At 43.2% G+C, this 13340-nt stretch carries 11 protein-coding genes; 5 read left to right on the top strand and 6 right to left on the bottom strand.

The window, feature by feature from the left end:
• The first annotated feature begins 343 nt into the window (after positions 1-343).
• Genes proV through proX form a run of 3 tightly spaced genes read left to right on the top strand, consistent with a single transcriptional unit; the run spans position 344 to position 3629 of the window.
• Positions 344-1531, top strand: a complete 1188-nt coding sequence (proV, locus tag ACED60_RS09295) for a glycine betaine/L-proline ABC transporter ATP-binding protein ProV (RefSeq protein WP_009846455.1) — start codon at positions 344-346, stop codon at positions 1529-1531.
• Positions 1532-1534: 3 nt separating this feature from the next.
• Positions 1535-2629 carry a glycine betaine/L-proline ABC transporter permease ProW gene (gene proW / locus ACED60_RS09300; RefSeq protein ID WP_371727381.1) on the top strand — a complete coding sequence of 365 codons (1095 nt, stop codon included), beginning with the start codon at positions 1535-1537 and terminating at the stop codon, positions 2627-2629.
• The gene (gene proX, locus ACED60_RS09305; protein ID WP_371727383.1) at positions 2622-3629 is read left to right on the top strand and encodes a glycine betaine/L-proline ABC transporter substrate-binding protein ProX; all 1008 of its coding nucleotides are present in this window, start codon (positions 2622-2624) and stop codon (positions 3627-3629) included. The genes proW and proX overlap by 8 nt, the downstream gene beginning before the upstream one ends.
• 171 nt (positions 3630-3800) lie before the next feature.
• On the opposite strand, the gene ACED60_RS09310 is transcribed toward proX, so the two are convergent.
• A complete protein-coding gene (locus tag ACED60_RS09310) occupies positions 3801-4175 on the bottom strand; it encodes a nuclear transport factor 2 family protein (protein WP_009846458.1) in 375 nt (124 codons plus the stop codon).
• A 142-nt stretch (positions 4176-4317) separates the two neighbouring features.
• Between ACED60_RS09310 and ACED60_RS09315 the strand changes: the two genes are divergently transcribed.
• A complete protein-coding gene (locus ACED60_RS09315; RefSeq protein ID WP_371727385.1) occupies positions 4318-5184 on the top strand; it encodes a LysR family transcriptional regulator in 867 nt (288 codons plus the stop codon).
• Positions 5185-5338: 154 nt separating this feature from the next.
• Here ACED60_RS09315 and cydC read toward each other — a convergent pair whose 3' ends face one another.
• From cydC to trxB, 3 genes are all read right to left on the bottom strand, one after another.
• Positions 5339-7060: a cysteine/glutathione ABC transporter ATP-binding protein/permease CydC gene (gene cydC / locus ACED60_RS09320; protein WP_371727386.1), complete on the bottom strand. Its 1722-nt coding sequence runs from the start codon at positions 7058-7060 to the stop codon at positions 5339-5341.
• Positions 7053-8837 (bottom strand): cysteine/glutathione ABC transporter permease/ATP-binding protein CydD, encoded by a 1785-nt coding sequence (gene cydD / locus ACED60_RS09325; RefSeq protein ID WP_371727387.1) that lies wholly within the window; start codon positions 8835-8837, stop codon positions 7053-7055. The genes cydC and cydD overlap by 8 nt, the downstream gene beginning before the upstream one ends.
• A 161-nt stretch (positions 8838-8998) precedes the next feature.
• The gene (gene trxB, locus ACED60_RS09330; protein WP_004733400.1) at positions 8999-9958 is read right to left on the bottom strand and encodes a thioredoxin-disulfide reductase; all 960 of its coding nucleotides are present in this window, start codon (positions 9956-9958) and stop codon (positions 8999-9001) included.
• A gap of 650 nt (positions 9959-10608) precedes the next feature.
• Between trxB and ACED60_RS09335 the strand changes: the two genes are divergently transcribed.
• Positions 10609-10674: a hypothetical protein gene (locus ACED60_RS09335; protein ID WP_371727406.1), complete on the top strand. Its 66-nt coding sequence runs from the start codon at positions 10609-10611 to the stop codon at positions 10672-10674.
• 79 nt (positions 10675-10753) lie between these two features.
• On the opposite strand, the gene ACED60_RS09340 is transcribed toward ACED60_RS09335, so the two are convergent.
• On the bottom strand, positions 10754-11842 hold the full coding sequence (locus tag ACED60_RS09340) for a hypothetical protein (protein ID WP_371727388.1): 1089 nt from the start codon (positions 11840-11842) through the stop codon (positions 10754-10756).
• A 14-nt stretch (positions 11843-11856) separates the two neighbouring features.
• Positions 11857-13212, bottom strand: a complete 1356-nt coding sequence (locus ACED60_RS09345) for an MBOAT family protein (RefSeq protein ID WP_276605731.1) — start codon at positions 13210-13212, stop codon at positions 11857-11859.
• Between the last annotated feature and the right edge of the window lie 128 nt (positions 13213-13340).

Consider the following 13340-nt stretch of genomic DNA (forward strand, 5'->3'; position numbering starts at 1 on the left):
TATTTGTACACGAACTATTTGTGCATATTCTTGGTCTATTTAGCCTATTAATTGTTCTGATGTGAAATAAATATTCAATAATCTATCTGTAAGTAATACATAATGCCGCAGGTGTTGAGTGTGATTTAAATTTCTTTATTATCAATATTTTGCTTTGTATGGGCTTGATATTTGACCTTTGTTTGGGCTGGGGTTTTAACGGTTTTTCATCGACTTTACAGAACGATGCCCCTTGATTTGCATGGGTTAATTGCTTAGAGTGCTAATCGTTTTTCGGGTTTAAATAACCGTTTTTAAGTTTAAATAACTATTAGTTTAGATAACTAAGAAAGGATTAAATTACATGGATCCCATACTGGAAGTTAAGGGACTGTACAAGGTGTTTGGTGAAGACACCGACCGTGCTTTTACAATGATTAATGAAGGCGCGAACAAAGATAAAGTTTTCGAAGAAACAGGGTTAACGATCGGCGTTAACGATGTTTCTCTTAGCATTCAAGAAGGCGAGATTTTCGTCATAATGGGACTGTCAGGATCTGGCAAATCAACCTTAGTACGCCTTCTTAACCGCTTGATTGAACCTACCAAAGGTAATGTGCTTCTTCGAGGCAAAGACATTGCCCACACCTCAGAAGATGAGCTCCGCGAAGTCCGTCGCAACAACATCTCCATGGTTTTCCAAAACTTCGCATTGATGCCTCACATGACAGTGATTGAAAACGCCGCGTTTGGTCTTGAACTAGCGGGTGTTGAAGTCGATAAGAGAAAACAGTCAGCATTTGAAGCGTTGGAACGAGTCGGTCTCGGGCCGTATTCAGAATCTTACCCTGATGAATTGTCTGGCGGTATGAAGCAGCGTGTTGGTTTGGCTCGTGCTCTAGCATGTGACCCTGATATCTTGTTGATGGATGAAGCATTCTCGGCGCTCGATCCTTTGATTCGTACTGAAATGCAAGATGAGCTTATTCGCCTTCAAAATGACGATAAACGAACCATTGTTTTCATCTCCCATGATTTGGATGAAGCGATGCGAATCGGTGACCGTATTGCCATTATGCAAAACGGTGAGGTGGTTCAAGTGGGTACCCCAGACGAAATTCTTAACAACCCAGCGAACGATTATGTCGAAGCTTTCTTCCGCGGTGTGAATGTAGCAAGTGTTCTTACGGTGAAAGACATTGCACGTAAGAAGCCAGCGGCGGTATTTAAAAAATCAGAACATGACGGCCCAGCGTCCGCTCTACAAATCTTGATGGATAACGACCGTGAATACGGCATTGTTGTTGAGAAAAGCAGTCGTTACTCCGGCATTGTCTCTGTTGATTCCCTTCGTAAAGCACACAAAGAGAACAAATCACTCGTCAGTGCGCAGCTCGATGATGGCCTAACGCTGAACCCTGATTTACCAATCAACGATGTGCTTGGCCTTGTTGGCGGTGTGCCTTACTCCGTTCCTGTTGTGGATGAGCAAGGTAATTACTTTGGCGTGGTAACTAAGTCGCGACTGTTACAAACATTGGATAAGGGGTAGATCATGTCGTCTGAACAAACAAATAATGACCCATGGTCTCAAGCTGCTCCCGCTACTCAGTCAGCAAGTGATCCTTGGGGTCAAGCAGCTGATACCTCACCATCAGCAGATTGGTTAAGCAGCGAAACAGTCGAAACGACACCTTTTGATCCACTTAACCCTTTTGCAGAAGCAGTTTTGCCCGTCGACACTTGGGTAGAGTCTGGACTGAATTGGTTAGTTGAGCACGGACGTCCATTGTTTCAAGCAATCCGTGTGCCTATCGATTTCATTCTAAGTTCATTTGAAACGGCGTTGGTGTCGACACCTGCACCATTCATGTTGATCATTTTGTTTTTAGTTGCATGGCAGTTTTCGAACCTGAAGCTTGGTTTGGCTACAGCCATTTCTTTGACTTTTATTGGCTTGATTGGCGCTTGGTCTGAAGCGATGACCACGCTTTCACTGGTCATGACATCGGTATTCTTCTGTCTGCTGATCGGCTTACCCATGGGGATATGGCTCGCCCGCAGCAATACCGCGGCTAAATTCGTACGCCCAATTCTCGACGCCATGCAAACAACGCCAGCCTTCGTTTATCTTGTACCCATCGTAATGTTGTTTGGTATCGGTAACGTTCCGGGTGTGGTGGTGACGATCATATTCGCACTTCCTCCTGTTGTACGTTTGACTATCTTGGGTATTCAGCAAGTACCGGAAGATCTGATCGAAGCGGGTCACTCATTTGGTGCCAGCAAAAAGCAGATGCTTTACCGAATTCAACTACCACTTGCACTGCCAACCATCATGGCGGGCGTGAACCAAACACTGATGTTGTCGCTATCGATGGTGGTTATCGCATCAATGATCGCGGTAGGTGGATTAGGTCAAATGGTACTGAGAGGTATTGGCCGACTGGATATGGGATTAGCCGCTGTTGGTGGCCTAGGCATTGTTATTCTTGCAATCCTACTTGACCGCATTACCCAAGTTCTCGGGGTAAATGCAGGTAATACAAAATTACGCTGGTATCACATGGGGCCTGTTTCCCTTGTGCTAAAAGCTTTAAATCGCGGTAAACAATCAGAACTACAACTAAGGAAAAACACCAATGAATAATTCATGGAAGAGTAAGCTAGCCGTTAGCATCGTTTCGACACTGGCTGTATCAACGAACGTGTGGGCTGCAAGCTTACCGGGTGAAGGTGTATCAGTTCAGCCCGTTCAATCTTCAGTTGCTGAAGAAACGTTCCAAACACTGATTGTTAACCGTGCTTTAGAAGAGCTTGGTTACGATGTGAAATCAACGCAAGAAGTGGACTACAACGTAGCTTACACTTCTATCGCAAAAGGTGACGCAACGTTCCTAACAGTAGGTTGGTTCCCACTACACGCTGACAAATACAAAATGGCGGGTGGCGATGACAAATTCTACCGTGAAGGCCAATATGTAAGTGGTGCCGCTCAAGGTTACCTTATTGATAAGAAAACCGCTGAAAAGTACAACATCACTAACATAGGTCAATTGACTGATCCAAAAATCGCTAAGCTGTTTGATGCTGATGGCGATGGCAAAGCAGACCTGACGGGCTGTAACCCTGGTTGGGGTTGTGAGATGGTCATCGAACACCAAATCTCTGCATTCAAATTGGACGATACCGTTACTCACAACCAAGGTAACTATGCAGCGATCATCGCAGATACGATTTCACGTTACCAAAAGGGCGAGTCAGTTCTTTACTACACGTGGACACCTTATTGGGTAAGTGGTGTATTGGTTCCTAACGAAGACGTAGTTTGGTTAGAAGTTCCATTCTCTTCACTTCCGGGTGATCGTGCGAATGTTGATACTACTTTGTCTAACGGTAAGAACTACGGCTTCGAAATGAACTCGATGCGTATTATTGTGAACAAAGAGTTTGCTAAGAACAACCCATCTGCGGCGAAGCTTTTTGAAATCATCAAACTTAACATCAATGATGTAAGTGCTCAGAACATGATGATGAGTAAAGGTAAGAACAGCTCGGCTGATATCGAAGCGCACGTAAACGGTTGGATCAAAGCGAACCGAAATACGTTTGATGCTTGGATTACAGAAGCGAAGAAAGCGGCACTATAACGGTTGTTTTTCGTAAGCAGTCGATAACAGGCTGGAATAAAAAGAGAAGGCCGGTAGTCTGATTCAGACTACCGGCCTTTGTTTTTCTAGCGACATAACTATTTTTTAGCGACATAACTACTGTTATCGCATTATTTTTTAAAGCGGCTTGTTCTTTTAAAAGCGAGCAGGCTAGCGTTCGCCTTGAACCTCAAAGTCATCGCTGATTAAACGAGCGCAACCATCGGCTTCTAGTGCCCAGTGCTCACGATGCACAACACCAAACGCTTTGTTCATTGTCCAACTAGCCGTCAAAATGTAGCCGCCTTCTGGGTGCTCTTCCCACGTAACGTCTGTGTAATCAACGTCTTTGAAGCCTTGGTCGATGATGTTTTGCCAAAATGCTTGAATCGCTTCACGACCTTCAAAAGTGCCAAATGGACGCGCTTCCATTACACAGCTTTCAGCATATTGATCTGCACAACCTTTCGCATCTTGGCTGTTGAATGCTTTCTGCCACGCGTTAATGCCTTGCTTACATGCTTCTAAAATTTGGTTGTTTAACATTGTCTTTCTCCATAACAGTCTTCTTTCAAACACTGTGTCTTTGATTTGGTTATCTCGATAAGTTGGATTCAGTTTAGCCTTGGAAATTAAATCGAAAAACAGAGATAATAGAAAATACCGTATGTAAAAAGAGAACAATAAGATGAGCAAGCTAAAGCAGATGTCGATTTTCGCTCATATTGTAGAGCAGGGCTCAGTATCAGCTGCGGCTGAAAAGCTTGAGTTGTCTAAGTCCGTCGTCAGTCAGCACCTCAAAATTCTGGAACAAGAGCTAGGGGCTTCACTTCTCAAACGCACAACACGGAGGCAATCTCTGACCAGTATGGGTGAGCGTTTCTATTTAAGTTGCAAAGACATCAACGTGATTGCTGACTCGGCTTGGGATATGGCCAAAGCTGAGCTAGAAGAGCCACAAGGTCGGATTCGTATTACTGCACCGAATGCTCTTATGGACTTGCTCGTTGCCCCTGTTGTCGCAGATCTAATGAAGCAATATCCCAAGCTAAAACCCGAGCTGATAAGCGATGATCAGCACTTAGATTTCATGGAACACGATATTGATCTCGCAGTACGAGTAGGAACTTCTCGTGACAGTAACCTAAAGCAGAAACGCTTGGGCGAGTTTAAAGACGTGTTGTGTGGCGTTGAAAGCATGCGTTCTCGTGAGCTTGAATCTATTCCTTACATTGCTAACTCATGGCAAGGTAAGCAAGTCTCTCATCACTTTACTTCTCAAACAGATCAAAACTTTATTTACCAACAACAATCAAGCTGCACTACGAACTCCTTTCATAGTTGCCTCGCATTGATCAAATCTGGCGTTGGCATCGGTGTGATCCCAGACTTCTACCTATCTCAGTTATCGAATGAGGTTATCGACATCATGCCTAGCTTTCAATTACCCACTAACACGGTTTATGCATTGAATCCATTCGCCTCAAACACACCGATTGCCATCAAACTGTGCGTCAAAGCGTTGGAAGAGAAGCTCAAACAGAACTTTGTTTAAAACCAATTCGATAAGTCAGTGATTTAGTAAAGAGGCTTAAAACCAAACTTGCCTAATAGATTGCTCAAGAGTGAAGATACAAAAACATAAAGACACAAAAAAGCCCGAGTATAAACTCGGGCTTTGAATCGTTTTCTTTATAACTTATGAGGAGCTAGATTGCCTGACGAAGTTGGAAGTAACGTCCTTCTTCGTTTAACAGTTTCTCGTGAGAGCCGTGTTCTACAATCTCACCTTGTTCAATCAGAACGATAGAATCCATCGTTTCCAGACCAATCAAACGGTGCGTAATGAAGATAACCGTCTTGCCTTCGAAGTGCTTCTCGAACAGCGCCATGATGCTGTGTTCTGTTTGCTTATCTAAGCCTTCTGTTGGCTCATCTAGAAGCAGGATAGGGGCATCATGAAGAATGGCACGTGCGATACCAATACGGCGCTTCTCACCACCAGACAGCTGACGACCACCGTCACCCAACCAGCTATCAAGACCGTCATTCTCAAGCAGCTTTTCTAGACCAACGTCTTTAAGGATGTTAGCTAGGTGCTCATCGTTGGCATCTGGTTTCGCAATCAACAAGTTGTCGCGTAGGCTGCCATTCAAGATGTCGACACGCTGGCTTACCACACTGATTGATTCACGCAGTTGTGACTCGTTCCATTGTGTTAGTTCAATGCCCGCGATTGAGATGTAGCCCTTTTTAGGATCCCAGTAGCGAGTCAGAAGCTGAATCAGAGTCGATTTACCAGAACCCGTTTGACCAACAATCGCAACCTTGTTCGTGGCAGGGATCGTTAGGTCAACAGCGTTCAGAACACTTCGCTCAGAATCAGGGTAGTTGAACGTCACGTTTGAGAACGTAATATCAAGCGGCTTGTTGATGTCGAGTTTCTCTTCAGCAAACTGAACTTCAGGCTCCGACAGAATCACTTCGTTCAAGCGACGAGCAGAAGACAGAGTTTGACCTAAATGCTGGAACGCGCCTGCGATTGGCATTAATAGTTCGAAGCTTGCCATAGTTGCGAATGCCATTAACGCGATGAACGGGTCTGGTGCATTACCACCCACACCGTCAGCCGCAAGCCAAAGCATAAGAACAAGCGTCAAACCGTTGAACAGCATCAGTGCAGCTGACGCCATACCGGTTAGGTTGGCATTCACAAACTGATTCGCCATCAGCTTCTGCTGTGTTTCTAGAATCGCATTACGGTAACGTTCTTCTGCACCGAATAGAGTCAGTTCGCTGTAGCCTTCAATCCAATCTAGCGTAGTCACACGAAGGTCTGCTTTGTTCTGTGTCAGTTCACCGCCGTTACGTTTACCTAGCTTGTAGAACAAGATTGGCCAAACCAACAGCATGATCAGAAGGATAGAACCTAAGAGCAAACCTAGTGAGCTATCGAACCACATCAAGAACAGAGTCAGGAAGAAAATCCCGAACACACCCACCGTCACTGGGCTTACTAAACGTAAGTACACGTGATCCATGGCGTCGACATCAGCAACCAAGCGGTTGAGAAGGTCAGCATCACGAAGGTTTGAGATACGACCTGGGATTAGCGGAGCCAGCTTCTTGAAGAAGAAGATACGTAAATCAGTTAACAGTTTGAATGTTGCATTGTGGCTGACAACACGTTCACCCCAACGACCCGCAGTACGGCTCATTGCCAAACCACGTACACCGCCGCCCGGCAGCATGTAGTTGAAGGTTTCTCGTGCAATCGTAAGGCCTGCAACCGCAGAAGCTGAAATGAACCAACCCGATAGCGTTAACAAGCCGATAGAAGCCGACAGAGTAGCAAAAGCCAATAGCATGCCTAGCGATAGGCCAAACCAATGCTTTTTATAGAGTTTCAGGTAAGGCAGTAAATCACGCATCTAAATTACCCTTATTATCTTGTTGAGCTAAGTTTGCGTTCAGCATCTCTTCAAACAAACCACCCGCAGTTGAAAGCTGAGAGTAATGACCTTGTTCAACCAGACCACCATCGCGCATAACCAGAATATTATCGACTGATTTAAGAGGAGCGAGTTGGTGCGTCACAAGCAGGGCAGTGCGGCTTTCAATGTTGCTATTGATGCCTTTCATCACTAACTGTTCACTACGAGTATCTAGACTTGCTGTTGGTTCATCTAATAACCAGAACTGACCGTCTTGAATCATTGCGCGAGCCAAAGCTAAACGCTGAGATTGACCAACAGACAGGCCACCAGAGCGATCAGAAATCATGTAATCCAAGCCGTGCTCGTTAACGAACTCGCTAGCAAATGATTGATCAAGTGCATTCTCGACAACTTGGTCAGCAATATCGTGCTTACCTAGAGTGACGTTGTCACGAATGTTGCCGTGCAACAACAATGGGTTTTGACCCACCCAACTAATCGTTTTACGCCAAGAGGCTAAGTCTAAGTCACGCAATTCAATACCATTGATTTTCAAGCTTCCTTCATAAGGCATGAAACCAAGAATGGCGTTGATCAAACTCGTTTTACCCGCACCACTTGGGCCAACTAACGCAGTTGATTGGCGAGTGTTCAATGCGAACGAGATAGGACCAACTAATTGAACACCTTCAGGGCTTAACACTTTTAGGTCCGTAGCTTCAATATTGATGCCTTGAGCCGGATCGAGTTGAGTGTCGCCTGATTTAACCTTAGTGATGTCGGTTTCTAAGAACTCGACAATACTTTCGGCTGCACCAACCGCTTGTTGCTTCGCGTGGTAAAAAGTACCTAAATCACGCAGAGGTTGGTAAAACTCTGGCGCCAAGATAAGGATGAACAAACCAGCGAATAGCGTAATGCCAACACCGTAGTGACCGAAGTTAAGCTCACCGATGTAGGTGAAACCAAAGTAAACAGCCGTCATCGCGATAGAGATCGACGTGAAGAACTCAAGTACCGCAGAAGACAAGAAAGCAATTTTCAACACATCCATGGTACGCGTTCTGAACACTTCAGATGCACCTTTAAGTACTTCTGTTTCAGCGTTGGTGCGGTCAAATAGACGGATAGTCGTCATTGACTGCAAGCGGTCGTAAAAGTGACCTGAAAGGCGCTGTAGCGCTTTGAAGTTTTTACGGTTCGCATCGGCGGCTTTCATACCCACAAGTGCCATGAACATCGGCACCAGTGGAGCTGTAATCAAGAAGATCAGTCCTGCTGCCCAGTTGACTGGGAACACCACAACCAAAATAATGAATGGAATCATTACCGATAAAGACATCTGAGGCAGGTAACGAGAGAAGAAGTCTTGCATGTCTTCTACTTGTTCTAGCAACAGCGTTGCCCACGTACCGGCAGGTTTACCTTTAATGTAAGCAGGGCCTAACTCACGTAGTTTATCTAGGATGAGTTGCCTGATGTAGACCCGGATCTGTTCACCACAGCGATAACCTGCGATTTCACGTCCCCATGTACAGCCAGCACGGCCAACGACCGATAATGCCAAGCCTGCGAAATGACCAACCAGTTCAGATTTATCGACATTCTCGATGATCAGCTGGTGAAGAATAGAGGCGAGAAGAGCTGCTTGAGCAATTAAGAACACGCTTGAAAGTACGCCAAGGCTAATCGCAATCATAAGCCAGCGTTTCGCTAACTTACTCTGTTGCTTAAGCCACTTGTTCAAGCTGCGTTGTTTTTTCTTATCCATTATGAAGGCTTAATGATAATTATTATTTGTTGAGGGCGGCTAGTATACAAAAGAAAGCCCAGTGGATATACCACTGGGCTCTAGGGATTTACAACAAAATGTGATGACGCCCTGCATCTACTGAGGCGAGAGCACCGATAATCAAATCTGCAATCTCAGATTTACTTATCGTTAAGGCCATCTAGGAAGCGTTCAGCATCCAGTGCAGCCATACAACCTGTACCAGCAGAAGTGATTGCTTGGCGGTAGTTGTGGTCCATTACGTCACCTGCAGCGAACACGCCTGGGATGCTGGTTTGCGTTGCGTTACCTTCAAGACCAGACTGAACAATGATGTAGTCATCTTTCATGTCGACTTGGCCTTTGAAGATTTCAGTGTTTGGCTGGTGACCGATAGCAATGAACGCGCCCATTACTTCGATATCTTCTGTCTTATCAGACTGAGTATCTTTAATACGAACGCCAGTTACGCCCATGTCGTCGCCCAGAACTTCGTCTAGCGTGCGGTCAGTGTGAAGAACAATATTGCCGTTCTCTACTTTGTCCATTAAACGCTTCACTAGGATCTTTTCAGCGCGGAACGTGTCACGGCGGTGAACAAGGTGAACTTCAGACGCGATGTTAGACAGGTAAAGTGCTTCTTCAACAGCGGTGTTACCACCACCCACAACTGCAACTTTCTGGTTACGGTAGAAGAAACCATCACACGTTGCACAAGCAGAAACGCCGCGGCCTTTGAATGCTTCTTCAGAATCTAAACCTAGGTACTTAGCTGATGCACCCGTTGAGATGATCAATGCATCACACGTGTACTCGCCAGAATCGCCTTTAAGACGGAAAGGGCGGTTAGATAGGTCGACTTCGTTAATGTGGTCGAACAGGATCTCTGTTTCAAAGCGCTCTGCGTGCTCTTTCATGCGATCCATTAGAGCTGGACCCGTTAAACCTTCAGCATCACCCGGCCAGTTTTCCACTTCTGTAGTGGTTGTAAGCTGACCACCTTGCTGCATACCGGTAACAAGTACTGGGTTTAGGTTTGCACGAGCAGCGTAAACTGCAGCTGTATAGCCAGCAGGGCCAGAACCAAGAATCAATAAATTACAGTGCTTTACGTCGCTCATGAGGACTCCGAAATTGAAATTGTTTTTATTTATAATCGCTTAGGATTGTATGGAAAATATGGAGGCAATAAAAGGTTAAACAAGGGCTGAAGTGTAATTAATCGTTATAGTTTATTATTGTCAGCTCTGCTCGCACCAATACAACGGTGGTTTGACACCCAATGAGTCAGAAGATTGTTCTGGTTAAATTCTAAGATCGTAGTCAATATTAGTGGGCCACTACAGATATAGCCGTGACCACTGAAGTTGCTTGATTTTAGCCAAAATCAAGATCATGCTCGGTGACATGAAAATAACTCTATCCAATGAATAAAAAATTATGTTGATTAACCAACACGATACAACTCGCGATGGTATCAAAGCTGTATTCAATGCTAGTAACGGTTAGAGTCCTGAAGGAATTGCCGATGCACTGCTTACCCATGAAACAACGGTTAGACAGCATCTCAAAGACAATTCACTATCGAAGAAGCTCAAGCCTAAAAATGGTGGTTCAAGAAGTTACTTATCTGAGCAACAACCCCAAAGCTTGATTTCACACCTAACCGTGGGTACATATCATCATACGTAGAAGATTATTGCTCATGTTTTAACTGCTTATCGCGTGCAATATAGTGTTGTCGGGATGAATAAATGGTATCAGTTACAAAATGCCGAAAGGCGTGCCTCATAAGCTTGATGAAAATAAACAGAAAGCATTTATTGAGGCTTATTAAGTGCTCAAACCATCACCTTCAAGTTGATTTGACTGGTACTTCCACAAGTGGGGCTTGTGAAAGTACCAGTCAATATTGGTTACGGTTGTATTGGTGGAGGTGCTTGGAATAAATCATCAAGTGAATAGCGTTCAACAACTGTGACAAAAACGTAATCCGGTTTCCATTCTTGAATTAACTGTTCGAGCGCTTGTGTACCTAAAAGTTTACTCCAGTTTTGCTTCAAGATATGGCTAAAGGTAGCTGTCATATAAGGAGCTAAAGCGTTCCCGTATGAATCACTTAACCATAATACTTTTTTGTTATTGAGTGCCTTTGGTGTTGTGATTAAGTACAGGTCATCCCTATGCCCATATAATGGTGCTGTGCCTTTGTATACCACCGAATCTTTGTTGTAATCACTTATGATATGACTTAACTGTAAATTGTTTGCTTCTGTTATTGGATTAGGATCAGAATATAGACTGCCAACTCGGAGAAATCTTGTAAGGTCACCATGGATATATGAATCATTCCGTATGACATTACTCCAATTAAGAGGAGGTAAAACTAGGCCTTCATTATTGATTCGTAACATAAACTCATTGAAAGCAACTCCCGCACCGTAATAATTCCAATGCGTATCAGTCTTGTAGTATAAATCTTGAGTATTTATAACGTCAGATATTGTATGCCTGATGTCGATGTAGATATCATTGTCATACAGCGTATGCGATATCGATTCGCTACTGGTTTTTGCCCATAGAGGTAGATATTCGTTGTAAATTGTACTCTTATTTGGCCCGACTAATATTTTATAGTCTGTTACACCGTTCTTTTGAAAGTACTTTTTCCAGAGTGTCTGTGATTCTATGATTACTGCTGAGCGTTCCTGAACTTCTACAGTTTGAAAGCCTGTACGGTAAGCTGAAATTGTTTTTTGGTGGTCATCGCCTAAAAAGAACCACCCATCTTTCCCAACAACAACGGAGTTAGGTTTGATGCTTACCCCTAGAGGAACTAAATATGGGTTTATTTTCCCTTCAATAACATCAAGTGAATAAAGGAACTTTGTATTAGTTAGATTTTCCTTTGTAAATCCACCTGAAAAAATATTTACAATCGGCAGTATTGATAAAATAACACTGATTAATAAGAAAAATATTTTAATGTTGACTCTATTGTTCAATGAGATTTTCCTTATTAAAAGTTGAAATATAGAAACACACTTGAAGATGAGCTTCTGATAATGTAAATGGATGCTGCAAACAAAAAGGCCGCTGAAATCATTTTTCCGATCCCAACACCTCTTTGTATCAATTCATATGAATTAGTTTTAGACAATAGATAAAAAGAAAAAGAGATGGTAGAGAATGGGATTGCATTTACGGCTACCATATTAGGAAGAATACCAAATAGAAGGTCAAAATTAGTGCCAATCCATGACAATTTGTTAGAAGGTATTCCCTCTATTGGTTTGTCGATTAGATTGAGCCCGATCATACTAGATAATAGGTTTACGGCGGTTGTAAGGTTTTCCGCCCTAAAAAAGACCCATGTCATATTGATGAATATAAACGTTGTCAGCCAAGCTAACCATGTTGGCATGTTTCCGCCAACAGATTTCCATATTCTGTGCAATACGAGAGCCATGCCATGTAACGCTCCCCAGATAACAAACATCCAGCTAGCACCATGCCATAACCCACCAATTAGAAATGTAATGAAAAGGTTGCTGTAAGTCGTTAGTTCTTTTTTCTTACTCCCACCAAGAGGGATGTAAATGTAATCCTTAAGGAACCTTCCTAATGTTATGTGCCATCTACGCCAAAAGTCTTGGATATCTAATGATTTATAAGGCGAGTTAAAGTTGATTGGTAGCTTTATATTAAATAGCAACGCAGCACCCATCGCCATATCGCAGTAACCACTGAAGTCAAAGTACAACTGAAAAGAGTAGCTCAAGCTCGTTAGCCAAGCTTCGTAGAATGATAATGTCGCGGAGTTATAGAACCCTGCATCAGCCCATATAGAAAATGTATCAGCTATGGCAATTTTCTTAAATAAGCCGATAGAAAATATAAATAAACCAAGCGAGATGTTTTTTCTTCTAGGAGCAAGATTCCATTTTGAATTAAATTGCGGCATCATTTCTTTATGATGAACTATCGGACCCGCAATTAATTGTGGGAAAAAAGTCACAAATAGCGAGTAGTTCAAGAGGTCATATTCTTTAGTTTCTTTTCTGTAGCTGTCAACTAAGTACGCTATTTGCTGAAATGTGAAAAAACTAATAGCGAGTGGAAGAGCGATGTTAGTATTTTCCAATGGCTGGGATAATAATAAATTCACATTCCCAATAATAAAGTTGGTGTACTTAAAGTAGCCAAGTAAAGCTATGTTTGTTATCACTCCAAAAGCCAAAAGAGACGACTTTTTAATGCCTTTATCTTTCTTGATTAGATGACTTCCTAAAGCAAAGTTGAATGCCAACGAGCCGAGAATTATGGGAAGGTAGGATGGCTCCCATCTAGCATAAAATATAAGACTAGCAACCACTAACCACATCTTCGCACAAGTATATAGTCGATACTTTGCTAGTATGAAATATATACAAAAGCAGATGGGTAAAAAGATGAATATGAAATTTATAGAACTGAATAGCATAGGGACGTTACAAGGTGATA

It is taken from the genome of Vibrio sp. 1F279, from assembly GCF_041439815.1.
Taxonomy (GTDB): domain Bacteria; phylum Pseudomonadota; class Gammaproteobacteria; order Enterobacterales; family Vibrionaceae; genus Vibrio; species Vibrio tasmaniensis_A.

Coding starts and splice junctions, on each gene's coding strand:
- proX (WP_371727383.1), top strand. CDS start 2,622: ATGAATAATTCATGGAAGAGTAAGCTAGCCGTTAGCATCGTTTCGACA.
- cydD (WP_371727387.1), bottom strand. CDS start 8,837: ATGGATAAGAAAAAACAACGCAGCTTGAACAAGTGGCTTAAGCAACAG.
- ACED60_RS09315 (WP_371727385.1), top strand. CDS start 4,318: ATGAGCAAGCTAAAGCAGATGTCGATTTTCGCTCATATTGTAGAGCAG.
- cydC (WP_371727386.1), bottom strand. CDS start 7,060: ATGCGTGATTTACTGCCTTACCTGAAACTCTATAAAAAGCATTGGTTT.
- proW (WP_371727381.1), top strand. CDS start 1,535: ATGTCGTCTGAACAAACAAATAATGACCCATGGTCTCAAGCTGCTCCC.
- trxB (WP_004733400.1), bottom strand. CDS start 9,958: ATGAGCGACGTAAAGCACTGTAATTTATTGATTCTTGGTTCTGGCCCT.
- proV (WP_009846455.1), top strand. CDS start 344: ATGGATCCCATACTGGAAGTTAAGGGACTGTACAAGGTGTTTGGTGAA.
- ACED60_RS09310 (WP_009846458.1), bottom strand. CDS start 4,175: ATGTTAAACAACCAAATTTTAGAAGCATGTAAGCAAGGCATTAACGCG.